We start from the raw sequence: 22555 nt of genomic DNA, 5'->3' as shown, positions 1-22555 counted from the left end.
CCGCGCCGACCGTACCCATGTCCACCTGCGGAAACGTCCACGGAGGCGCGGCGGGGCAGCCCCGCGTGCCGTGACCGTCCCGGTGTGCGGAGACCTGGATACGGCCCCGCTCGGGCGCCGGGACCGCCCCGGGGCCGCGCCTACGCGGCGTCGGCCCCGGACGTGCTGCGGCAGAGGCAGAAGGGGTGTCCGGCGGGGTCCGCGAAGACGCGGAATCCGCGCTCCCCGCCCCGGTCGTCCACGTCGAGCGGTGTCGCCCCCAGGGCCAGGACCTCGCGCTGGGCCGCCTCCATGTCCGTGACGGTGAAGTCGAGGTGTTCCTGCTGGGAGTTCGCGTCGGCCCGGGGCCATTCGGGGGGCCGGTGCCCCGGAGCCCGCTGGAAGGCCAGGCGCGCGCCCTCCGGGTACGCGCAAGTCGTACCAGTCCTCGTTCTCGCGCGTCACCTCGCCGCCCAGCACGCCCTGGTAGAACCCCGCGAGCGCTTCGGGATCGGGGCAGTCCAGGGCGACCAGGCAGTACGTCGCGACAGGCATGGCGTTTCTCGCTTTCGGTGGTGCGGGTGTGCGCTTCTCGGTGCTGCGCGCGTCCCTTCACGGGTTCCGCGTCCGGCGCGGTGGAAACACGTTCCGGGTTTCCTTTCACCCGGACGTTTCGTACATCCGCGATCGGACAACCTTCTCATATGGCTCAATTCGGATACACGATGATGACCGAACAGGCGGGGCCGCGGGCCCTCGTCGACGACGTGGTGGCGGCCGAGCGGGCCGGCTTCGACTTCTCCGTGACCTCCGACCACTCCTTCCCCTGGCTGGCCTCACAGGGACACGCCCCGTACGCGTGGAGCGTGCTCGGCGCGGCCGCCGTCGCCACGTCACGCATCCCGCTGATGACGTACGTGACCTGCCCGACGACCCGCTACCACCCGGCCGTCGTGGCGCAGAAGGCCGCCACCCTGCAACTCCTGTCCGAGGGCCGGTTCCGGCTCGGCCTGGGATCGGGGGAGAACCTCAACGAGCACATCGTGGGCGCCGGCTGGCCCGACGCCAGGGTGCGCCTGGACAAGCTCGAAGAAGCGGTCGGGATCATCAAGTCGCTCCTCGCGGGCGGATACGTCTCGCACCGCGGTACCCACTTCGCCGTCGACAACGCCAAGCTCTGGGACCTGCCGGACGTGCCCGTGCCCGTCGGTGTCGCCGTCTCGGGCGAACGCTCCTGCGAGATCGCCGGCCGGCTGGCGGACCTCGTCATCGCCACCGAACCGAAGGAGGACCTGCTCACCGACTTCGAACGGCACGGCGGCGGCGGAAAGCCCCGGGTGGGCCAGCTCCCCGTCTGCTACGACCCCGACCGCGACGCGGCCGTCGCGCGCGCCCACGACCAGTTCCGCTGGTCGGTCGGCGGCTGGAAGGTCAACTCCGAACTGCCGGGCCCCGCCGCCTTCGACCAGGCCACCCAGTACGTCACCCCCGAGGACGTCGCCCGGTCCGTCCCGTGCGGCGACGACATCGGGGAATTCACCGAGGCCGTACGGGCCTTCACCGACGCGGGATTCACCGAGGTCGCCCTCGTCCAGATCGGCGGCGACCACCAGCGGCCGTTCATCGACTGGGCGCGGGACACACTGCTGCCCGCGCTGCGCGCGCTCTGAGGACGGCGCGCGGTGCGCGCGCCGTCCCGCCCGCCTACGCCACCGCCGCCGCGTCCTTCTCCGGCTCGCCCGTCGCACCGGGGCGCTGCGCGTGGGCGTTGACGCGCTTGCCGAGCAGGATGAAGAACAGGACGAGCCCGACCGTGAGCACGATGTGCCCGAGGCCGGCGGTCAGCGGCACCGCCTCCGCTATGTGGTCCTCGTCGCGGCCGAGCACGGTCAGGATGCCGTGGACGCCCATCATCGCGGTCGAGAGCGCCAGTCCGGCGTTGTAGAGCCAGAAGAACGCGGTGAACATGCGCGTCCCGGAGAGCTGGAAGACCTTGTCGAGGCCGAGGACGATCAGGAAGACGAGCATGCCGAGCGCGAGCAGATGCGTGTGCATCAGCGCGAGTTGCGTGTCTCCGTGGAAGTCCTTGGCCTTCGTGAACTCCCGGTAGAAGAGTCCCGAGACCACGCCCACGATCATGTAGACATGTGCCGCGTAGTACGACTTGCGCATGGTGCGCCCCCCAGTCGGTCCTGTGTGGTTGCGCCCATTCAAACGGTGCCGGGCCGATCTTCGCGCGGCTTTTATGGAACCTGCGTTCGAGACCGTCCCGGCTTGTACGGAACCGGCAGCCGGCCGGGGGCGGAGACTGCCGGACCCCGGCATGGCCGGGAACGACGTGTCCGGTGACAATGAACGCGATGTCGGACCGGACGCCCCGCGCGTTCCGGACCGGGTGGTTCGGGGAGGGGAGAAGCGTCATGGCATGGGTCGTGGGAACCGGCGGGGTGCTGGGCCTGCTGGTGATTGCGCTGGGCATCGTCACGCTGCGGACCGGATGGGTCCTGCCCCCGGCGCGCCGCCACGTCACGCGGCACCGGCTGCACGCATTCGGGGCGCTGTGCACCGGCCTGTCCCTCGTTCTGCAAAGCCTGTTCTTCTTCGGCGTCCTGCCCGGGATCTCGGGGGAGGTACGGTTCCTCGCCGGCGACACCCTGCTGCTCGGCGGGCTCGTCCTCATCGCCCTCGGACAGGTGCTGCCCGCGCCCCGGCCGCGCAACGGAGGCGACGGCGGCACGGATGCTCATCACGGCGCGCCGTCCCCGGCGACGAGCAGCCGGTAGCCGTAGTCGACGGACTCCCGCGTCAGCAGGTCCGCGTGGCGCCGGTGCCAGGCCCCCGAGGCGAGGTCCGCCCGCAGGCGCTCCATCGCCGGTTCGACCACGGACGCGGGCAACTGGGCGAACGTCGAACTCGCCCGCCGGATCACCGGATCGAGATAGCACTCCGGGCGCCTCCAGAACGCGCACTGGAAGCCGTCGGTGAAGTCGTGCGGGACGGGGAACGGCACCACCGTGTGCGCGCCCAGCGCCTCGGCCGTCGCGGCGAGCGGGGCGAAACGGGAGCGGTCGAGGTCCCGGATCTCGGGAACGTACTCCTCGATCAGCCACAACTCGGTGCTGTGCTCCGGATCCCAGGTGAACACGAGCCGACGGTCGGCGACCCGCCGCAGCTCGGCCAGGCCCCGGTACGGATCGGACCAGTGGTGCACGGTCATCACCGCCATGGCCGCGTCGAACGCCCCGTCCCCGAACGGCAGGGCCTCCGCCGCCGCCAGGACCTTGTCGCGGCCCGGGTGCTGGTCCAGCATCACCCGCGACGGGTCCACCGCCGTGACCTCGAAGCCGTCCGGCTCGTAGGAGCCCGTTCCGGCACCGACGTTGACGACCGTACGCGCCCCGGCCAGGGCCCTGCGGATCAGGGCCGTCAGCCGTGCATCGGGGCGGCGGACCTTCCGGTAGCCCAGCCCGATGCGGTCGTACACGGCGGCGGTGTCCGGAGCGGACCCGGAAGCAGAAGCGGTCATGCCCGGATCCCACCAGGGCGCGGACCGCCCGGGCGAGAGATTTAGGCTGGGCCGAATGTTGCTCCTCCGCCTGGACGTGGACGGCCTGGCCTCCGTCCGCTTCGCCTGCTCGCCCCTCCAGGAGACGGTCCAGAGCCTGCGCGCCTGGCGCAGCCCCGTGCGCTACGCCGCGCACCAGCCCTTCCTCCGCCGGTCCGCCCCGCTGCTCCGGCACGTCGACTGGCCGCTCCTCCAGGCGCTCGTCGGGCCGACCCGGCTCATCCCGGACTTCCTCACGCCCCACCCCCCGACGCCGACCACGGACATCGACGACGAGTTCGCGGCCCTGCGCGCCACGCCCGCCGACCGCGTCGCGCACGAGATCGCACAGGCCGCCGACGGCCGCCCCGTCCACCCCCTCCTCAGCAGGGCGCACACCGACCCCGAGGGCCTGCTGGAGGCCGTCGCCGACGCCCTTCACACGTACTGGCTCCTCGTCGTCGCACCGCAGTGGCCGCGCATGGACGCGGTGCTGCGCGCCGATGTCGTGCACCGCGCCGGCCTGCTGGCCGACGGGGGAGCCGCCGCGCTGTTCGCCGGCCTCGACCCCGGTCTGCGGTGGCGCACCGCCACCGCTCCCGGCACCGGACCGGCGCCGCGCACCGGCACCCTGGAAGTGGACGCCTTCCCCACCGAGCGGCACGAGATCACCGCCGACGGCCACGGGCTGACCTTCACCCCGTCGCTCTTCTGCGATCACGCCGTCACCGTCGTCGACCTCGCCCTGCCGCCCCGCATCTGGTACCCGGCGCGCGGGCCGGCCACCGTCTGGCAGCGCGACACGCACGCCCCGCCCACCGCCCTGGCCGAGCTGCTGGGCCGCACCCGCGCCCGCGTCCTCACCGCACTCGACCAGCCGACGAGCACCACCGGCATCGCCCGGTTGCTCGGCATCAGCACCGGCTCGGCCAGCCAGCACCTCGGCGTCCTGCACCGCGCCGGACTCGTCACCCGGGCCCGCCAGGGCCACCAGGTCCTCTACCTGCGCAGCCCGCTCGGCGACCGGCTCTCGGCGTGACTCCGTGCACGCGGCTCATCGGCGCGGGCAGCGGCCCCGGCCGCCTTCCGCTCAGGACGCCGGCGGCCCGTCCGGCAGCCGGCCCGGAGGCACCTGCTCGATCCGGGTCCAGCCCTTCCAGCCGCGCTCCCTGAGGACGTCCAGCACCAGTTCGGCGCCGGGCGCGGACTCGACCATCGTCGAGTCCATCAGGGCGACGAACGCGTCGTCGAAGCCGTCCGGCCCCGCCTCGCCGGCCCGGACGGCACGGATCATCAGCCGCTCCAGGATGTCCGCGATCTCCACGATCCGCGGATCGCCGGGCGTCCAGTCGCGGTCGGGATCCCCCGTGAAGTAGCCGTACAACCGCACCATGTCGGGGTCGTCCAGCTCCTCGTTCTTCTTGGCGATCACCGCGTCGATCATCTCCGGCACCTGAGCCGCGATCATGATCCAGGCGTCCCGCTCCAGCGCGATGTAGCGCTCGCCGACGCCGAGGCCCCGCAGCCGGTCCAGATACGCCACGACGCTCCGGGGGAGCGCCAGCTGCTCCCCGGCGGCGAGCCGGGCGAGTCTGCGGCGGGTGTCGCCGAGCCGCCGGATCTCGGCCCGCACCCGGCGGTCGATCTCCTCCACGCCCCGGGCGAAGCCCTCCGGGTCCGCGTCGAGGAGTTCCTGGACCCGGGCCAGCGGGACGCCCGCGTCGGCCAGGGTGCGGATCCGGATCAGCCGGACCACGGCGGCGGCGTCGTACGAGCGGTACCCGGAACGGTCGCGGTCCGGCTCGGGCAGCAGCCCGACCTTGTGGTAGTGGCGTACCGCCCGGACCGTCACTCCGGCGTACGCCGCGAGCCGGCTGATGGTGAGCATGTGACCCAGCCTGCCTCAGACGATCTTCCGGCGGTAGGCGGCCAGCGCCCCCGCGTACGCCACGACCAGGATGCCCGTGCACCATCCGAGCGCGACCCAGAGGTCCGTCCCGGCCGGCCGGTCCGCCAGCAGGGAGCGGAGCGTGTCCACGATCGACGTCACCGGCTGGTGCTCGGCGAACCAGCGCACCGGGCCGGGCATCGTGCCCGTGGGCACGAACGCCGAGCTGACGAACGGCAGGAAGATCAGCGGATACGCGAACGCCCCCGCACCCTCGACGGAGGACGCCGAGAGCCCCGGGATCACGGCCAGCCAGGTCAGCGCCAGGGTGAACAGGAACAGCACCCCGGCCACCCCGAGCCATCCGGCCGCACCGGCCGGCGAGCGGAACCCCATCAGCAGCGCCACGCCCAGGACCAGCAGGAGCGCGATCAGGTTCGCGACCATCGACGTGAGGACATGGGCCCACAGCACCCCCGACCGCGCGATCGGCATCGACTGGAACCGTTCGAAGATCCCGCCGCTCACATCGGTGAACAACCGGAACGCCGTGTACGAGACGCCGGAGGCGACCGTCATGAGCAGAATGCCCGGCAGCATGTAGGAGACGTACGGCACCGGACCGGTGTCGATGGCCCCGCCGAACACGTAGACGAACATCAGCATCATGGCGACCGGGGTGATCACCGTGGTGACGACGGTGTCCGCACTGCGGGTGACATGGCGCAGCGTCCGCCCGGTGAGCGCGGCCGTGTCGCGGAGGACGTACGAGGTCATCGTCGGTCACCCACCGTCGTGCCCGTGCCCGTCGGCCGCGTCGTGCCGGCGGTGCCGGTCCGGCCGGAGCCGGTCACCGCGAGGAAGACCTCCTCCAGGCTCGGCTGCTTCTCGACGTACTCGACCTCCGCGGGCGGGAAGAGCCGTTTCAGCGCGTCGAGGGTGTCCTCGACGATGATCCGCCCCTGGTGGAGGATGGCGATCCGGTCGGCCAGCTGCTCGGCCTCCTCCAGATGCTGTGTCGTCAGCAGAACGGTCTTCCCCCGGCCCGCCAGCTCCCTGACCGCGTCCCACACCTCGATGCGCGCCTCCGGGTCGAGACCGGCCGTCGGCTCGTCCAGGAAGATCACCGGGGAGTCCCCGACCAGACTCATCGCGAGATCGAGGCGGCGCCGCATCCCGCCCGAGTACGTGGACACGCGCCGCGCCCCCGCCCCGGTCAGCGAGAAGCGCCCGAGCAGCCCGTCCGCCACCGCGCCCGGGTCCGCGAGGTGCCGCAGCCGCGCGACGAGCACCAGGTTCTCCCGGCCGCTCAGGATCCCGTCGACGGCGGCGAACTGTCCGGTGAGACTGACCGACGCCCGCACCCGCGCCGGCTGCCCGACGGCGTCGAAGCCGTTGACCTCGACGGTCCCCGCGTCGGGCTTCAGCAGCGTCGCCAGGATCCGCACCGTGGTCGTCTTGCCCGCCCCGTTGGACCCCAGCAGGGCGAGGACGGTGCCGCGCTCCACGTCGAGATCGACGCCGCGCAGCACGTCGACCGTTCCGTACGCCTTCTTCAGACCGCGTACGCGGATCGCCGGACCGGCGGTCGATTGTGCCTCCATACCCGTTCCCTCCTTCATGTGCCCCATGTCGTCCGGCGGCTGCCGGACGACGTCTGGGGGAAGAATGGAGGGTTGACCCGGCGTCAAGGTCAAGCCGTGCCGGGCGGCCCTCAGAAGTCGACCGGGTCCCGGACGAGCGGGCAGGTCATGCAGTGGCCGCCGCCCCGGCCCCGGCCCAGTTCGGCGCCGACGATGGTCACCACCTCCACCCCGGCCTCGCGCAGCAGGGCGTTCGTCTGGGTGTTGCGGTCGTAGGTGAAGACGACGCCGGGCTCGACGGCGACGGCGTTGTTGCCGCTGTCCCACTGCTGCCGTTCGGAGGCGTACACATCGCCGCCGGTCCCGATCACCCGCAGCTCCGGCAGACCGAGCCCCCGGGCGACCACGTCCACGAAGGGCGTCGAGCCCTCGTCCGTGACGTGCACCGGGTCGGCCGCGTCCCCGGGGCGCAGCGAGAACGTGTGCACCGCGTCCATGATCTTCGGGTAGAGCGTGACGACGTCCCGGTCGGCGAAGGTGAACACGGTGTCCAGGTGCATCGCGGACCGGAGCCGGGGCATGCCGGCCACGATGACGTGCTCGGCCGCGCCGTTGGCGAAGAGGGCCGCGGAGACCTGGGTGATCGCCTGGCGCGAGGTGCGCTCGCTCATGCCCATGAGGACGACACCGTTGCCCACGGGCATGATGTCGCCGCCCTCGAACGTGGCCTGGCCCCAGTCCCGCTCCGGATCGCCCCACCAGACGGTCGCGCCGGTGAAATCGGGGTGGAAGCGGTAGACCGCCTTCATCAGCAGGGTCTCGTCGTGCCGCGCCGGCCAGTACAACGGATTGAGGGTGAGGCCGCCGTACAGCCAGCACGTCGTGTCGCGGGTGTAGAGCGTATTGGGCAGCGGGGGCATCAGGTACTCGCGGACGCCCGTGGACTCGCGGGCCAGCGCGACGTACGGCGAGCGGTACGCGTCGGGGAGGTCGAAGGTCGCCAGCCCGCCGATCAGATACTCGGCGAGCTGCCGGGGCTCCAGCGACTCCAGGAACGCGCGGGTGGCGTCGATCAGGCCGATGCCCACCTCGTTGGGCACGATCTTGCGGTCCAGGAGCCAGGACCGTGCCCCCTCGACGGCCAACGTCTCGGCCAGCAGCTCGTGCAGCTCCACCACCTCGACGCCGCGCCGCCGCAGCTCGGCCACGAAGTCGGCGTGGTCGCGCTGGGCGTTCTCCACCCACATGACGTCGTCGAAGAGGAGGTCGTCCGCGTTGGTCGGGGTCAGCCGGCGGTGCGCCAGACCGGGGGCGCACACCAGCACCTTGCGCAACCGCCCGACCTCGGAGTGGACGCCGTGGGGGAGCGGGGACGGAGTGCTCGGTGCGGTCATGGGGACCTCCCTGGACGGGGTGCGAACGGGCGGGCGGGGGACGGGTGTCAGAGGCTGATCCAGCCGGCGGCGAGCGCCACCACGCCGACGACGGCACCGGCCACCGAGACCGTGAGGACGACCGCCTCCCGGGGCGAGAAGAGCGTCCGGCCCTGTTCACGGCGGGCCATCACGAAGAGCACCGTGGCGGGGGCGTAGAGGATGAACGACATCAGGACGAAGCGGAGCCCGGCCGCGTAGATCAGGAACGCCGTGTAGAGCGTGGCGAGCGCCGCGACCGTCAGCTCGCCGCGCGAGGTGCGGCCCCCGGTGGTCAGCGGGTCCGCCCGGACACCGATCCTGACCGCGAATCCGGCGGCCAGCAGATACGGGATCAGGGACAGGGCGCTGGTGAGGTCGAGCGCGAAGGTGAACGCGTCGTCGGAGAACGCGGTGACCACCAGCACGATCTGAGTCAGCACCGTGGTCATCACGAGCGCGGGAATCGGCACGTCGGCGTGGTTGGCACGTCCCAGGAAGCGCGGCATGTCGTCGTCCTTCGCGGCGACGAACAGCACCTCGGCCGACATCAGCGTCCACGCCAGATAGGCGCCCAGCACCGACACGATCAGACCGACGCTGATGAAGACCTTGCCCCAGGTGCCGACCGCGTCCTCCAGCACCCCCGCCATGGACAGCTGGCGCAGGCCCGCGATCTGCTCCATCGGCATGATCCCGTACGACACGATGACGACCGAGGCGAAGATCGCGAAGACGCTCAGGAAGCCGAGGAGCGTGGCCCGGCCCACATCGGAGCGCCTCTTCGCGTGCCGGGAGTACACGCTCGCGCCCTCGATGCCGAGGAAGACGAAGACGGTGGCCAGCATCGTGCCCCGGACCTGGCTGAACAGCGACCCCGCGTAGTCGCGCCCCAGTTGTCCGCGAACACCCCGGCGTCGAAGTAGACCAGGGCCAGCACGACGAAGACCAGAATGGGGACGATCTTGGCCATGGTGACGATCCGGTTGATCGCGGCGGCCTCCTTCACCCCCCGGCGGATCATGAAGAAGAACGCCCACAGACCGGCCGAGGAGAGCACGATCGCCAGGGCCGTGTCCCCGTCGCCCAGCGCGGGCCAGATCGCCCCGACCGTGGACATGATCAGCACCCAGTACGTCACATTGCCGACGCAGGCGCTGGCCCAGTAGCCGAACGCCGAGAAGAACCCCAGGTACTCACCGAACCCGGCCTTCGCGTACGCGTACACCCCCGCGTCCAGATCCGGCCGGCGCACGGCCAGCGACTGGAAGACGAAGGCGAGCGTGAGCATGCCCGCACCGGCGATCGCCCAGGCGATCAGCGCGCCCGCGACACCGGTCTCCTCCGCGAAGCGCCGCGGCAGCGAGAAGACGCCCGCACCGACCATGGAGCCGACCACCATCGTGGTCAGCGTGAAGAGCGTCAGCTTCGCGGGCGGCGGTGACTGCGGCCCGGTCTCGGCCGTGGTGGCTGCGTGCGTCATGACGTCCTTCCCGCTCCGGCGGGGCCGGCCTCTGCGGACACCGGGCCAGGTGCGCTCGGCAGCCGCGTAGTCACACCTTGTACTAAATGGGTGACTACAGCATCTTTTGCCGGTTCGCGGTGTGAAGGAGGCGGAGCGAGGACGAGGTCCCCGTGCGCGCCCCGCTCACGCCGGATACGCGTGTGTCTGCGTGGCCTTCACCGTCGCCCAGACCTCGGCCCCCGTGTGCAGGTCCAGCTCGGCCGCGGCCATCGTCGTCAGCGCGGCCACCAGCGGCAGTTCGCCCGTGAGGGCCACGCGGATCCGGTCGCCGTGCGTGTCCAGACCCACCACCTCGCACCGCCAGAGATTCCGGGCGCTGGAGCCCGACGGGCGCGCGCGGTGCAGGGTGACGGCGCTGGGCGGGAAGGCCACGAACGCCGGACCGGACAGCTCCTCCGACGTGGTGATCACGGGTCCGCCGTCGAGCCGCACCGTGTGCGCGTCGGCCCTCCCCCGGTACAGGTTCAGACCGACCAGATGCGCGATGTAGTCCGTACGCGGACGGCGGGCGATGGCGGCGGGGCTGCCCTCCTGCACGATTCTGCCGTCCTCGACGACGACCAGATGGTCGGCCAGGACCATCGCGTCGAGCGGGTCGTGCGTGACGAGCACCGCGACCGCTTCGAACGCGGCCAGATGGCGGCGGAGCTGCGCGCGCACGTCGAGACGGGTGCGGGCGTCGAGGGCCGCGAGCGGTTCGTCGAGCAGCAGCAGCCGGGGACGGACGGCCAGGGCACGGGCGAGCGCCACCCGCTGCGCCTGCCCTCCGGAGAGCCGGCGCGGCTTGACGGACGCGTGGGCGGAGAGCCCCATGCGGTCCAGCCAGCCGGCGGCCTCGGCGCGGGCCCGCGCCCGGGAGGCGCCCTGGCAGCGGGGCCCGAACGCCACATTGTCCAGCGCGGTCAGATGGGGGAAGAGCAGATAGTCCTGGAAGACGACGCCGACCGGCCGCGCCTCCGGCGCCAGCCGGTCCAGCTCCGCGCCGTCCAGCCGGATGTGCCCGTCCGTCAGCGGCACCAGGCCCGCCAGGGCGCGCAGGGCGGTCGTCTTGCCCGCGCCGTTCGGGCCGAGGAGCGCGATCACGTCACCGGGCGCCGCGCGCAGCGCCACATCGAGACGGAACGTTCCCCGCTCCACCAGCAGCCGGGCGTCCAGCCCCGCGTCCGGTGCGGGCGCGAGGGGGGCGGTGGGGCGCGGGGTGGCGCCGGTGCCGGTCATGAGGCGGTCATCCAGCGGTCGCGCAGTCCGGCCAGGACCGCGACGGACACGGCGAGCAGCACGAGGCTGAGGGCGATCGCGGCCTCCGGGTCGCTCTGCAGCGCCAGGTACACGGCGAGCGGCATCGTCTGCGTCCGGCCCGGGAAGTTCCCGGCGAACGTGATGGTGGCGCCGAACTCCCCGAGCGCACGCGCCCACGCCAGCACCGCGCCGGCCGCGATCCCCGGCATGATCATCGGCAGGGTGACCCGGCGGAACGCGGTGAAACGCGAGGCGCCCAGCGTCGTCGCGGCCTCCTCGTACCGGGGATCGGCGGCCCGCAGCGTGCCCTCCACGCTGATGACGAGGAACGGCATCGCGACGAACGCCTCCGCGACGACCACGCCCGTCGTCGTGAACGGCAGCGTGACACCGAACCACGCGTCGAGCCACTGGCCCACGACCCCGTTGCGGCCGAGCGCCATCAGCAGCGCCACACCGCCGACCACCGGAGGCAGCACCAGGGGCAGCGTCACCAGCGCGCGCACAAGGCCCCGCCCGGGGAACTCGACCCGTGCCAGCAGCCAGGCCAGCGGCACCCCGAGCACCAGGCTCACCGCCGTCGCCCCGGTCGCGCACAGGAGCGAGAGCCGCAGCGCCTCCCAGACCCCGGTGCTGGTCAGCAATGACGGCATGCCGCGCCACGGGGCCCTGATCAGCAGCGCGACCAGGGGCAGCGCCAGGAAGGCGAGCCCGACCACGGCCGGGACCAGCAGCGGCAGCGGCGCGCCCGGCCGGCGCGGGGCACGGCGGCGCGGCCGCGGGCCGTCCGGGGCGGGCACGGCCTCGCGGGGCGCCGGGGAAGGGACGGTCACGGCTTGAGGAACCCGGCCTCGTTCAGGACCTCCCGGCCCTCGGCGGAGCGGACGAGCGCGATGAACGCCTTCGCGGTCTCCGTGTTCTTCGAGCCCTTGAGCAGCACGATCGGGTAGTCGTTGACGGCACCGGCCGATTCGGGGAACTCCACGCCCTCCACCTTCCCGCCGGCCGCCTTCACATCCGTCCTGTACACGAGCGCGGCGTCGGCCTCCTTCAGGACCACCTTGGTGAGGGCCGCCTTGACGTCCTGCTCGTAGGAGACCGGGGTGAGCTTCAGCCCGCTCGCGTCCAGCGCCTTCTGCGCGGCCGCGCCGCACGGCACGGTCCGGTCGCACAGCACGACCTTGAGGCTGGAGCCGGTGAGGTCCTTCAGCGAGGCCACCCTGCCGGGGTTGCCGGGCAGGGTGGCGATCTCCAGCCGGTTGCGGACGAACGTGGCCGGGGCGGCGGCGTTGTCCCCGGCGTCCGTGACGATCTTCATCGTCTTGGGGCTCGCCGAGGCGAACACGTCGGCCGGGGCGCCGCCGGTGATGCCCGCCGCCAGCGAGTCGCTGCCGCCGAAGCTGAAGGTGACGGAGGTGCCCGGGTGGGCCTGTTCGAACCGCCGGCCCAGAGTCTCGAAGCTCTCCTTGAGCGAGGCGGCGGCGAACACGGTCACCCCGCCGGAGAGCTTCCCCGGCCCGCCGCCCGACGGCGAGGAGTCCGAGGCCGCGTCCGATCCGGACGAGGAGCAGGCGCTCAGGAGGAGCAGGGCGGCGGCGCCCGCACCGGCCGTCTCCACCATGCGACGGGTCCGGCGCGCGGGTCGGCTCATCACGGGTCCACTCCCTCCGGTCCGCACGGAACCGTCATCGGTCCGGCGGACGTGGTCGACGCGTGCCGTCCGGCCGCCGCATCCCCGATCCGGTGGCCGTGCACGCGTCGATCATCATGCCGCAGATGCGAGGTCCATGTCTCCTGTCGCTTCGCATGAGCCGGATCGTCCGGGATTCACCCTGGCATGTGCGTTTCTACGGGAGGCCGGCTGCCGGGGGGCCGTCAGGTGAGGGGACGGGACCGCCGGCCGGCCCCCAGGGCCGCGGAGCCGATGGCGACGACGATGCCCGCGAACGCCCACGCGCCCAGGATCCACAGCGCGCCGGTGGTCGCACTGCCGTCGAAGTAGACCGTGTTGCGGACGACCGTGGTCCCCGCGCCCGGCGGCAGCGCCTGGCCGATGGCCGCCCAGAACGGCGGCAGCAGCGAGGACGGATAGACCCCTCCCGAACTGGGGTTGCCCAGGATCGTGAAGATGAGGATCGTGAGGCCGAGCCCCACCGTGCCGGCCAGCGACTGGAGCGCCACCCCCACCGCCCCCGAGGCGAACACCACGAGCGTGCCGATCCCCACCAGGTCCCAGAACGCGCCCGGCAGACAGTTCAGCACCGGACCCACGATGATCGCGCCCCCGATGCCGGAAACGAACGCGTACGGCACCATCGCGGCGAGACGCACCAGCGTGCGGCGCAGGGTGGGCCGCTTCGAGCCCGCCGCCATGTTCAGCGCCGACGCGGCGAGATAGCCGCCGATTGTCCAGCTGAGAACCAGATAGAAGGAGGACAGGCCACGCGAGTCGCCCGCCGCCGGCGGGCGGATGTCCCGAACCACCAGGGAACGCTTCTGGGTCCGTTCCACCTCCGCCACGATCTTCGCCGCGGCGTCCGCCGCCGACGGCCCGCCCGCCGAGGCCACCATCAAGGTGTCCGTGCGTCCGGCCGCGTTGACGATCAGGGCCGCGTCCGTGTCCCGTTCCAGGAGCCGGGAGCGGGCCTGCGCCCGGTTCGCGGCGGCGGTGACGTGCAGGGGCTCGCCGGGCAGCGCGTTGAGCCGGGCCACCAGCTCCGCTTCGGCCGCCGCCGGCGCCACCACGACGATCGGCACCCGGTGCGGCTTCGGGGCGTGGAAGGCGCCCATGTACGAGAGAGCGAAGCCCAGTTGGAGCAGCAGCACGCCCACCATCACGAGCACGGACCTGGTCGAGATCGCATCGCGCAATTCCTGCCGGACGGTGTGCCCGCCCGGCCGGTCCGTCGCACTCGCCACGTGAAGTCCCTTTCCCCGCCGGATGTGTTCGGTTCCTTCCGAACCACCACATAGTCGGCTTGTCCGGCCGCACGGCCGGGAGAACACGCGGCCCGGGGCGGCGCGTACCCCGTTCGGCCGTACGCCGCCCCGGTGACCGATACTGGCCCCGGCACCAGCGGCGAACGAGGGGAACGGGCATGACGGACGACCACCGGGTGGGACCGCCCAGCCGGGGCAACGAACGCGAGACCCTGCGGGCCTTCCTCGACTACCACCGGGCGACCCTCGCCATGAAGTGCGAGGGCCTGACCGACGAGGAGTTGCGGCAGCGCTCCATGCCGCCCTCCGGCCTGTCCCTCCTCGGCCTCGTCCGGCACATGGCCGAGGTCGAACGCACGTGGTTCCGCCGGGTGTTCGAGGACCACGACGTGCCCCTCGTCTGGTCCGACCGGATGGACTTCCAGGCCGCGTACGACGCGGGCACCGCCACCCGCCAGGAGGCGTTCGACGCCTGGCGGACCGAGGTGGACCACGCACGGCGCATCGAGGGCGCGATCGACTCCCTGGACCGGACGGGGCTCCAGCCGCGCTGGGACGAGGAGGTCTCCCTGCGGATGGTCATGGTCCACGTCCTTCTGGAGTACGGGCGCCACAACGGCCACGCCGACCTCCTGCGCGAAGGCGTGGACGGCACGGTCGGTGCCTGAGAGCCCGCGAACTCCCGCGCGGGGCGCCGCCGTTTAATCGGTGGTGGCGCCCCCGCCCCCGGGCATAGGCTGCCCCGGCGACCGCGCCCCCGATGCGCTCGGCTGCGGCTCCTTCCTCTGACACCATGTGACGCCGCCGCCTCTTCCTGAACTCGGGAGGCGCGGTCGACCAGCCCCGGGACACCGCGTCCGGGGCTCCCTGTTCCCGAACCCGGGGGGAATCCCTGCCTCGCCACACCCCGCGCGTCTCCAAGGTCTGGACCGAGATGCTCGTGGCCCCGCCGGTCTCCGCGGCGGCCCGCCTCTCCCACGCTGCCCGCACCGTCGGACAGCCCCGGGCCCGCACCACCCACCAGGGCGGACCCGCCTTCTTCCGGCCACCGAAGGAGGAACTGTTCCTCCTCGCCGTCGGCAACCTCGTCTCCCAGCGCGCCTATTACGAGGACGCGGGCGAACGCGACGCCCGCTTCGCCCACCTGGTCGGCCGGCTCGCGGTCGAGGACCCCCACTGGACCGCCGGGCTGCTGCGCTGGCTCCGCGAGGACGCCCATCTGCGCACCGCCCCGCTGGTCGGCGCCGCCGCGTACGTACGGGCCCGGCTCGACGCCCGTACGACCCACGGCCCCGGCAACCGCTCCGTGATCGACTCGGTCCTGCGCCGCGCCGACGAACCCGGCGAACTGCTCGCCCACTGGACCTCCGCCTACGGCCGCCGCATCCCCCAGCCCGTGAAGCGCGGCACCGCCGACGCCGTACGCCGGCTGTACACCTCCCGCTCCCTGCTCACGTACGACACCGCCTCGCACGCCTTCCGCTTCGGGGACGTGCTGAACGTGGTGCACGCGGCCCCGCACCCGCAACGGCCCTGGCAGAGCGAGCTGTTCCGCTACGCCCTGGACCGCCGCCACCATCCGGCGACGGCCGTTCCACCCGCCGGTGACACCGTGCTGCGCGCCCACCGCGAGCTGACCGCGCTTCCGGTGGCGGAGCGGCGTGCCGCGGTCACCGGGCCGGGCGGGGCCGCCCGGCTGGCGGCGGCCGGGATGACCTGGGAGGCCCTGGCGGGCTGGCTGCACGGGCCCCTGGACGCCGCCGTGTGGGAGGCGGTCATCCCTTCGATGGGGCCCATGGCCCTGCTCCGCAATCTGCGCAACTTCGACGAGGCGGGCGTCTCGGACGAGGCCGCCGCACGGGTCGCCGCCCGCATCGCGGACCCCGAGGAGGTCGCCCGCTCCCGGCAGTTCCCCTTCCGCTACCTCGCCGCCCACCGCAACGCCCCCTCCGGGCGGTGGGCCGGCGCCCTGGAGACGGCGCTCGGCCACAGCCTGGCCCACGTCCCCGCGCTGCCCGGCCGCACCCTGGTCCTGGTGGACCGCTCCGACTCGATGTTCTGGGACACCGTCTCCGACCGCTCCACCCTGACCCGGGCCGACGCGGCGGCCCTCTTCGGCGCCGCGCTGGCCCTGCGTGCCGAGCGGGCCGACCTGGTGGAGTTCGGCTGGCACAGCGCACCGGTCCCGTTCACGGCGGGCGAACCGGTCCTCGACGTGGCCGGACGCTTCCACGCGCTCGGCGGCACCTGCACCGAGCGGGCCGTACGCACCCGCTTCCGCGACCACGACCGGGTGCTGATCGTGACCGACGAGCAGACGGCGGGCACCGGCAACCCCGTCGCGTCCGTGCCGTCCCGCGTTCCCGTCTACACCTGGAACCTCGCGGGCTACCGCCCCGCGCACCTCCCCGCCGGACGCCACCGGCACACCTTCGGCGGACTCTCCGATGCGGCCTTCCGCATGGTCGGACTCATCGAGAACGGCCGCGCCGGACGCTGGCCCTGGACAGCGCCGTGAACGGGACGCCGTCCGCCCGGGCGTCAGGACCCGGGCGGACGGCGGAACGGGGAGGAGACGGTGCCGGTGGGGCCTTTCGTCCGGCTCGTGCCGGCTCGCCCGATCCGGACGGAACGTCCTAGCCGGCGCGCGCCTCCAGCAGCCGCCGGGGGACGAAACCGGCGTCCGCCAGGCGCTCCCACAGCGCGTCCGGGACGGGGAAGCGGGCCGCTGCCGCGTTCGCCGTCACCTCGTGGGCCGAACGGCAGCCCAGGACGACCGAACTCACCGCGGGGTGGAGCAGCGGGAACTGCACGGCCGCCGCCGTGAGCGGCACCCCGTGCTCCGCGCACAGCTCCCGGCAGCGGCGGGCCCGCTGCAGTGCCTCGGCCGGGGCCGGACGGTAGTGGAACATCGCGCCGGGGGAGGGGTCGGCCAGCAGCCCGGTGTTGAAGACCCCGCCGACCACGACGGCCGTGCCCGTCTCGGCGCACCGGGGGAGCAGGGTCTCCAGCGCCTGGTGGTCCAGGAGCGAGAAGCGGCCTGCGACGAGCACCGCGTCGACCTCGAACTCCGTGACGTACTCGGTCAGCGGGGCGCTGTGGTTCATGCCGAAGCCGATGGCCCGGATCAGCCCCTCGTCCCGCAGCCGGCGCACCGCCGGATAGGCCGTGCGGCGGACCTCGTCCGGATAGTCGTCCGGGTCGTGGAGGTAGAGGATGTCGACGCTGGAGCGGCCGAGCCGGGTGAGGCTGGACTCCAGTGACTCGCGGATACCGCGCTCGGTCCAGTCGGTGACCACCTCGCCGGGGGAGCCGTCCGGCCGGGGGCGCAGCAGCCAGCCCGTCTTGGTGGAGATCACCGGGGCCGGGTCGCCGGCCGGGGGGAGCAGTCGGCCGAGCCGCCGTTCCGCGACTCCGTGCCCGTACCGGGGGGCGGTGTCGAAGTAGGTGATCCCCTCCGCCAGCGAGGCGGCGACGGTCGCGGCGGCGTCCTCGTCGGACACCTCCTCGTACAGGCCGCCGATCGGGGCGGTGCCCAGTCCGAGGCGGGGGAGGGCGAAGGGCAGCCGGGTGGCCGCGCGGTGGTCGTTCATTCCGTGTCCCAGGGAGAGGCGCAGGCCGCGCGGCCCGCGCGCAGCGTCATGGTCAGGGTGAGCCGGACCCGGGTGTGCCCGGGCAGCGCGAGGCGTACGTACGGTCCGTCGACGGGCTGTTCGGGGCCGTCGTCCACCCGTACGGTGGCGATGCGGTGCTCGGCGAACGAACCCGCCTGCACCAGCAGGGAGCGGGCCGCGCCGCCGAGGTTCACCAGCTCGGTCACCGTGTGCTCCGGGCGGATGTCGGAGACCAGCGCGGCGACGTCGGCCGGCAGCCCGGGGCGCCGGGCGTCCGCGTCGTGGTAGCGCAGGTGCAGCTGGGCCAGACCGCCGTTGTAGAGGACCTGCGGGGAGCCGGTGGTCAGCTGGAGCAGGGCCTCCGTGACCACCGGGTTGAGGTGCTGCCAGTGGTGGATGCCCAGCGCGTCCGGACCGGAGCCGGGGTCGACCGTGTCGTTCTCGATGGCCTCGACCCGCTCGGCGCAGCTCGCCAGCGCGCTGGAGAGCATCCGCTCCGGATAGTCGGGGTTGCGCCCGTGCAGGAATTCGTACCAGGGCTCCTCGTGTCCCGCCTCGTCCTTGATCCGCTGGGTGTGCACCGCGGACCAGTCCCAGGCGGCTCCGGCCCGCAGCCGCTCGATGCGGGCGCGGTCGGCCTCGTCGCGGCTGAAGTGCCACAGCGAGAGCGGGAGCTGACCGGGCATGACGGTGAAGTCGAACCAGCCGGAGTCGTTGTGCCGCTGCGGCACCATCAGTGTGGTCCCGCCGCGCATCGACCGCAGATGCGGGTCCCAGCGCTCGCCGAGCGTGCCCCGCCCCTCGGGGGCGCGCTGCTCGGCGTGGTCCAGCACCGCGTCCAGGGGGTTGCGGGCCAGGCCCAGATAGCTCCGGTCGCCGGTCAGGAGCGTCGCGTTGACCGCGCCGACGAGGGTGGCGCTGCCGACGGGGGACAGACCGTGCGGCCACGACCAGCCGTAGTGGCCGCCGTACCAGCGGCCCTCCAGGTACTCGCCCACCACGCCGCCGAGCCCCGCGTTGTCGGGGACGACCTCGCGGTCCCCGAGCCGGTCCTGCCAGCCGCCGACGTACTCCGCGACCCAGTCCGCGTACCGCTGGTCGCCACCGAGCAGGTACGCGTTCGTCGCCAGGCTCGTCGCCGCCAGGTTGACGATCGTGTCGCCCCGGCCCATCCGGTCCCACATCGCGCGCCCGTACTCCCGGGCCCGCTCCGGATCGGCGGCCAGCTCCCCGAAGGAGCCGACGTCCATCCCGTCCAGCGGCAGTCCGTACGGATGCAGCGCCTCGCTCCAGGGGAAGTACGCCTCCTCGTCGCTGAAACCGAAGCGCGGCCCGGCTGCTCCGTTGTGCGGGGCCCGGATCACCCGGTGGACCGGGTCGTAGTTGGGGCCGCCGGCCAGATACAGGTCGGCGAAGCGCCGGGCCAGTTCGCCGAGCTCCGCGTCGTCCGGGTCGGCTAGGCAGAGCCCGTAGAACAGGAGCAGGCCCTCGCCCTGGTGGAACCAGTCGTAGCCGCGCTCGAACCCGTCGACCAGCATGCCCATCTCGGTCAGCTGGGCGGTGACGCCCCGCCAGTGGCGGCGCGAGGCGGACAGCAGATCCGCGCTCCCGCCCAGCAGGTACAGCGTCGGCCAGTTGAAGAAGGGTTCGTAGAAGTCGTCCACGCCGTCGCGGCCGTCCAGGCCCTCGCCGAGCGTGTCCCGGAAGACCAGCCGGCCGTCCCCTTCCGTGTAGCGGTCGGCGAACAACCGCCATGCCGTGTCCTGGGCGGCGAACAACCGCCGCTGGAGTTGCGCCCATCGGGGGACCTCGGTCACGGCACGGGTCCCGGTCAGCAAGGGGCCGTGCGCCGGACCCCTCGTCTGCGTGCCGCCGGTCCGCTCAGGCCTGAGCATCGAGAACACCTGCTCCCACATCACATACGGATTGAATAATCGCCCATCGATAGCCGATGGTTAGACTCACCGGCAGGGGGCGACGTGTCAATACGTCGGAGCGCCCCGCCCGGCCCCGACGAGGAGGCGCACCGTGATCGACTGCCATGTCCACCTGTGGGATCCGGCCCGGGGATTCCCGTGGATCAAACCCGGCAGTGAGCACCATCACACCGTTGACGAGGGCGACTTGGAGCGTTCGGGCAGCGGTCTCGACCTGGCCGGATCGGTTCTGGTCGAGGCCTCGCGCGGCGACGCCGGCGAGACCCTGGCCCTGCGCGACCTGCGGGTGAGCCGCCCCGATCTGGTCGCCGGGTACGTGGCCAATCTCCACGTCCACGGGGACGGCGGGCCCGCCCGCTTCCGGGAGCTGCTGGACGAACTGGGCGAGGCGCGCCCCAACGGGATGCGGCTCGGCGGCGCCACCTGGGCGGACACCCCGGAAGCGGCCCGCGCGCTGGTCACGGTGGTGGCCGACACCGGAACCGTGCTCGAACTCAACCTCCACCGGGACGCCCTGACCGCCGCCGCGCACGCCGTGGACGCCCATCCCGGACTCACCGTCGTCGTCGACCACCTGGGCAATCCGCCCGACCCCCGCACCCCGGACGCGGGGGAGTGGTACCGCGCCGTGGAACGGGCGGCCGGCCGGCCCGGCGTCGTCGTCAAGATCTCCGGACTGCTCACCCAGCACCCCGGCCTCCCGCACGACCGCGTCGCCGCCCTGGTCCGCCACGTGGTGGACACCCTCGGCCCCGACCGCTGCCTCATCGGCTCCGACTGGCCCATCTGCCTGCCTCGGGGCTCACGGGCCGACTCCCTCGCCCTCGGGCGTGCGGGCCTGGAACACCTCCGGGCCCCCGACCGCGAGCGAATCCTGCACACCACGGCCGTCCGCGTCTACGGACTCCGGAGCTGACGGTTACGCGTGGTTGACAGTGCGCGAACGCCCCTGATTCGATTCTCTCGATGATCGATAGGCGATGATCACTGACCGACTCCGCCCCTTCCGAGAGTCGGCCGACCTCCGCGGAGATACGCATGGCACAGTTCGACCTGCCCCTGGAGGAGCTGGAGCGTTACCGCCCGGCCCTCCCCGAACCCGAGGACTTCGACGCCTTCTGGCGCGAGACACTGGATCAGCAGCGAGGGTTCGCCCTCGACGCGACCTTCGAACCGGTCCCCAACGGACTGGTCACCGTCGACACCTTCGACGTCACCTTCTCCGGCTACGGCGGCCACCGCGTGCGCGGCTGGCTCCAGTTGCCCGTCACCCGCACCGGCCCGCTGCCGGCCGTCGTGGAGTACCTCGGCTACAACAGCGGACGCGGCGCCCCGCACGAGAAGCGGCTCTGGGCCGACGCGGGGTACGCCCACTTCATCATGGACACCCGGGGCCAGGGGGCCGAGACCCCCGACCCCGACCCGGCCTCCGGCGACATCGCCGCCCCCGGCTTCCTCACCCGAGGAGTCCTCGACCCCGAGCGCTACTACTACCGCCGGCTCTACACCGACGCCGTCCGGGCCGTCGCCGCCGCGCGCAGCCATCCCTCGGTCGACGCGGCCCGCGTCGTGGTCACCGGCACCAGCCAGGGCGGCGGCATCACGCTCGCCGCCGCCGGCCTCGTCCCCGACCTCGTCGCCGTCATGCCGGACGTCCCCTTCCTGTGCCACTTCCCCCGCGCCACCACGATCACGGACATGCCCCCGTACGCCGAGGTCACCAAGTTCGTGAAGATGCACCGCGAGCACGCGGCCACCGTCACCCGCACCATGTCCTACTTCGACGGCGCCACCCTCGCCCGCCGGGCGAACGCGCCGACGCTCTTCTCCGTCGGACTGATGGACCACATCTGCCCGCCCTCCACCGTGTACGCCGCCTACAACCACTACGGCGCGCTCGGCGGGGTGGACCAGAGCGACAAGCGCATCAGCGTCTATCCGTTCAACGACCACGAGGGCGGCGGCCCCGCCCACGAGGTCGTGAAGCTGGAGTGGCTGGCCAAGCGGCTCGCCGCCACCGCGTGATTCCATCGGGAGAAGACGGGTGCGTACCATGTCGCAACTCACGCGCCCCAGTGCAGGATTGGGAACTCATGGCATCGAATGCGTCGGGTGGATTCGTCTCCACGCTGGCCACCAACAAGGACCGGTTCCGTAAGACACTGATTTCGGACCAGGTGTACGAGCTGCTGCGCCAGGCCGTCGTCGAGGGCGACCTCGCGCCCAACGACCGGGTGGTCGAGTCGGAGATCGCCCGGCGGCTCGGGGTGAGCCAGGCCCCGGTGCGCGAGGCGGTCAAGCGGCTCGCCCGCGAGGGCGTCTTCACGCATGTGCCCCGCCGGGGCCACTTCGTCGTGGAGATCTCCTCGCAGGACGCCGAGTACGCCCGCCAGGTGCGTGAGCCCCTGGAGAGCCTGGCCGCCCGGCTGGCCGCCGAGCGCATCACCGAGGACGAGCTGGCCCAGCTCGACACCCAGGTCGAGAGGATGCATCGGGCGGTCGCCGCGAGCGACGTGAGCGAGTTCCGCGACGCCGACATCGAATTCCACACCCTGGTCGGGCAGTTCGCGGGCAATCCGTTCCTGGCCCGGATGTGGGAGGTCATCGAGCCGAGCCTGCGCACCCTGCGGGCCATCTCGGACCCCCTGTTCGACGGCGACTGGCACGCGATGGCCGAGGAGCACGGACGCCTCGTGGAGCTGCTGCGCTCCCGGGAGCCCGTCAAGGCCGCCGAGGCTTTCGCCGACCACGCGGCGGGCCGGGGGCCGGTGCCGGACGCGCGGGAGTCCAAGAAGCCGGAGGGCCGGACGGCGCGAGGGAGCACCGCGCCGACGGCTGGCTGAGGGAGAGCAGGCCAGTGGGCCCGACCCCGGGGTCCGGGGCGGGGCCCCAGC

General features: G+C 72.7%; 20 protein-coding genes and 2 pseudogenes. 8 read left to right on the top strand and 14 right to left on the bottom strand.

Features of this window, described 5'->3' with window-relative positions:
• Nucleotides 1-140: 140 nt before the first annotated feature.
• Nucleotides 141-534: pseudogene (locus ACWCXC_RS10510) on the bottom strand (VOC family protein).
• A gap of 149 nt (nucleotides 535-683) precedes the next feature.
• Here ACWCXC_RS10510 and ACWCXC_RS10505 point away from each other — a divergent pair.
• Nucleotides 684-1649 carry an LLM class F420-dependent oxidoreductase gene (locus tag ACWCXC_RS10505; RefSeq protein WP_450888018.1) on the top strand — a complete coding sequence of 322 codons (966 nt, stop codon included), beginning with the start codon at nucleotides 684-686 and terminating at the stop codon, nucleotides 1647-1649.
• Between the two features lie 34 nt (nucleotides 1650-1683).
• On the opposite strand, the gene ACWCXC_RS10500 is transcribed toward ACWCXC_RS10505, so the two are convergent.
• Entirely contained in the window at nucleotides 1684-2151 is a 468-nt protein-coding gene (locus ACWCXC_RS10500) for a DUF2871 domain-containing protein (RefSeq protein WP_450888016.1), read from the bottom strand.
• Between the two features lie 248 nt (nucleotides 2152-2399).
• Between ACWCXC_RS10500 and ACWCXC_RS10495 the strand changes: the two genes are divergently transcribed.
• Nucleotides 2400-2762, top strand: a complete 363-nt coding sequence (locus tag ACWCXC_RS10495) for a hypothetical protein (protein ID WP_450888014.1) — start codon at nucleotides 2400-2402, stop codon at nucleotides 2760-2762.
• Here ACWCXC_RS10495 and ACWCXC_RS10490 read toward each other — a convergent pair.
• Nucleotides 2726-3505, bottom strand: a complete 780-nt coding sequence (locus tag ACWCXC_RS10490; protein ID WP_450888012.1) for a class I SAM-dependent methyltransferase — start codon at nucleotides 3503-3505, stop codon at nucleotides 2726-2728. The two genes, ACWCXC_RS10495 and ACWCXC_RS10490, sit on opposite strands and share 37 nt — an antisense overlap.
• 55 nt (nucleotides 3506-3560) lie before the next feature.
• On the opposite strand from ACWCXC_RS10490, the gene ACWCXC_RS10485 reads away from it, so the two are divergent.
• Nucleotides 3561-4562 carry an ArsR/SmtB family transcription factor gene (locus ACWCXC_RS10485; protein ID WP_450888010.1) on the top strand — a complete coding sequence of 334 codons (1002 nt, stop codon included), beginning with the start codon at nucleotides 3561-3563 and terminating at the stop codon, nucleotides 4560-4562.
• Nucleotides 4563-4613: 51 nt separating this feature from the next.
• On the opposite strand, the gene ACWCXC_RS10480 is transcribed toward ACWCXC_RS10485, so the two are convergent.
• The 9 genes and pseudogenes from ACWCXC_RS10480 to ACWCXC_RS10440 all read right to left on the bottom strand — a co-directional run bounded on the left by ACWCXC_RS10480 (nucleotide 4614) and on the right by ACWCXC_RS10440 (nucleotide 14041).
• On the bottom strand, nucleotides 4614-5411 hold the full coding sequence (locus tag ACWCXC_RS10480; protein ID WP_450888008.1) for a MerR family transcriptional regulator: 798 nt from the start codon (nucleotides 5409-5411) through the stop codon (nucleotides 4614-4616).
• Between the two features lie 15 nt (nucleotides 5412-5426).
• Nucleotides 5427-6188 carry an ABC transporter permease gene (locus ACWCXC_RS10475; RefSeq protein ID WP_450888006.1) on the bottom strand — a complete coding sequence of 254 codons (762 nt, stop codon included), beginning with the start codon at nucleotides 6186-6188 and terminating at the stop codon, nucleotides 5427-5429.
• Nucleotides 6185-7015 (bottom strand): ABC transporter ATP-binding protein, encoded by an 831-nt coding sequence (locus ACWCXC_RS10470; protein WP_450888004.1) that lies wholly within the window; start codon nucleotides 7013-7015, stop codon nucleotides 6185-6187. Before ACWCXC_RS10470 ends, ACWCXC_RS10475 begins: the two co-directional genes overlap by 4 nt.
• 110 nt (nucleotides 7016-7125) lie before the next feature.
• On the bottom strand, nucleotides 7126-8388 hold the full coding sequence (locus ACWCXC_RS10465; RefSeq protein WP_450888002.1) for an arginine deiminase: 1263 nt from the start codon (nucleotides 8386-8388) through the stop codon (nucleotides 7126-7128).
• A 47-nt stretch (nucleotides 8389-8435) separates the two neighbouring features.
• Nucleotides 8436-9889, bottom strand: a pseudogene (locus tag ACWCXC_RS10460) (basic amino acid/polyamine antiporter).
• A gap of 165 nt (nucleotides 9890-10054) precedes the next feature.
• A complete protein-coding gene (locus tag ACWCXC_RS10455) occupies nucleotides 10055-11149 on the bottom strand; it encodes an ABC transporter ATP-binding protein (RefSeq protein WP_450888000.1) in 1095 nt (364 codons plus the stop codon).
• Nucleotides 11146-12003 (bottom strand): molybdate ABC transporter permease subunit, encoded by an 858-nt coding sequence (modB, locus tag ACWCXC_RS10450; protein WP_450887998.1) that lies wholly within the window; start codon nucleotides 12001-12003, stop codon nucleotides 11146-11148. The genes ACWCXC_RS10455 and modB overlap by 4 nt, the downstream gene beginning before the upstream one ends.
• Nucleotides 12000-12821, bottom strand: a complete 822-nt coding sequence (gene modA / locus ACWCXC_RS10445) for a molybdate ABC transporter substrate-binding protein (RefSeq protein WP_450887996.1) — start codon at nucleotides 12819-12821, stop codon at nucleotides 12000-12002. Before modA ends, modB begins: the two co-directional genes overlap by 4 nt.
• A gap of 224 nt (nucleotides 12822-13045) precedes the next feature.
• The gene (locus ACWCXC_RS10440) at nucleotides 13046-14041 is read right to left on the bottom strand and encodes a DUF3533 domain-containing protein (protein ID WP_450686184.1); all 996 of its coding nucleotides are present in this window, start codon (nucleotides 14039-14041) and stop codon (nucleotides 13046-13048) included.
• Nucleotides 14042-14268: 227 nt separating this feature from the next.
• On the opposite strand from ACWCXC_RS10440, the gene ACWCXC_RS10435 reads away from it, so the two are divergent.
• Nucleotides 14269-14778 (top strand): DinB family protein, encoded by a 510-nt coding sequence (locus ACWCXC_RS10435; RefSeq protein ID WP_450887994.1) that lies wholly within the window; start codon nucleotides 14269-14271, stop codon nucleotides 14776-14778.
• A 266-nt stretch (nucleotides 14779-15044) separates the two neighbouring features.
• Complete coding sequence (locus ACWCXC_RS10430; RefSeq protein WP_450887992.1) at nucleotides 15045-16628, top strand: TROVE domain-containing protein; 1584 nt, start codon at nucleotides 15045-15047, stop codon at nucleotides 16626-16628.
• Between the two features lie 118 nt (nucleotides 16629-16746).
• Here the strand turns inward: ACWCXC_RS10430 and ACWCXC_RS10425 are convergent, their stop codons facing one another.
• Nucleotides 16747-17703, bottom strand: a complete 957-nt coding sequence (locus ACWCXC_RS10425) for an aldo/keto reductase (RefSeq protein ID WP_450887990.1) — start codon at nucleotides 17701-17703, stop codon at nucleotides 16747-16749.
• Nucleotides 17700-19541 (bottom strand): hypothetical protein, encoded by a 1842-nt coding sequence (locus tag ACWCXC_RS10420; protein WP_450887988.1) that lies wholly within the window; start codon nucleotides 19539-19541, stop codon nucleotides 17700-17702. Before ACWCXC_RS10420 ends, ACWCXC_RS10425 begins: the two co-directional genes overlap by 4 nt.
• 211 nt (nucleotides 19542-19752) lie before the next feature.
• Here ACWCXC_RS10420 and ACWCXC_RS10415 point away from each other — a divergent pair, with 211 nt between their 5' ends.
• The 3 genes from ACWCXC_RS10415 (at nucleotide 19753) to ACWCXC_RS10405 (ending at nucleotide 22504) form a co-directional block, all read left to right on the top strand.
• Nucleotides 19753-20577, top strand: a complete 825-nt coding sequence (locus tag ACWCXC_RS10415; protein WP_450685832.1) for an amidohydrolase family protein — start codon at nucleotides 19753-19755, stop codon at nucleotides 20575-20577.
• A gap of 122 nt (nucleotides 20578-20699) precedes the next feature.
• A complete protein-coding gene (locus tag ACWCXC_RS10410; RefSeq protein WP_450685833.1) occupies nucleotides 20700-21686 on the top strand; it encodes an acetylxylan esterase in 987 nt (328 codons plus the stop codon).
• A 68-nt stretch (nucleotides 21687-21754) separates the two neighbouring features.
• A complete protein-coding gene (locus ACWCXC_RS10405) occupies nucleotides 21755-22504 on the top strand; it encodes a GntR family transcriptional regulator (RefSeq protein WP_450685834.1) in 750 nt (249 codons plus the stop codon).
• The last annotated feature ends 51 nt before the right edge of the window (nucleotides 22505-22555 follow it).

It is taken from the genome of Streptomyces sp. NPDC001515 (assembly GCF_053597115.1).
This window is presented reverse-complemented; position numbering and strand designations above follow the sequence as displayed.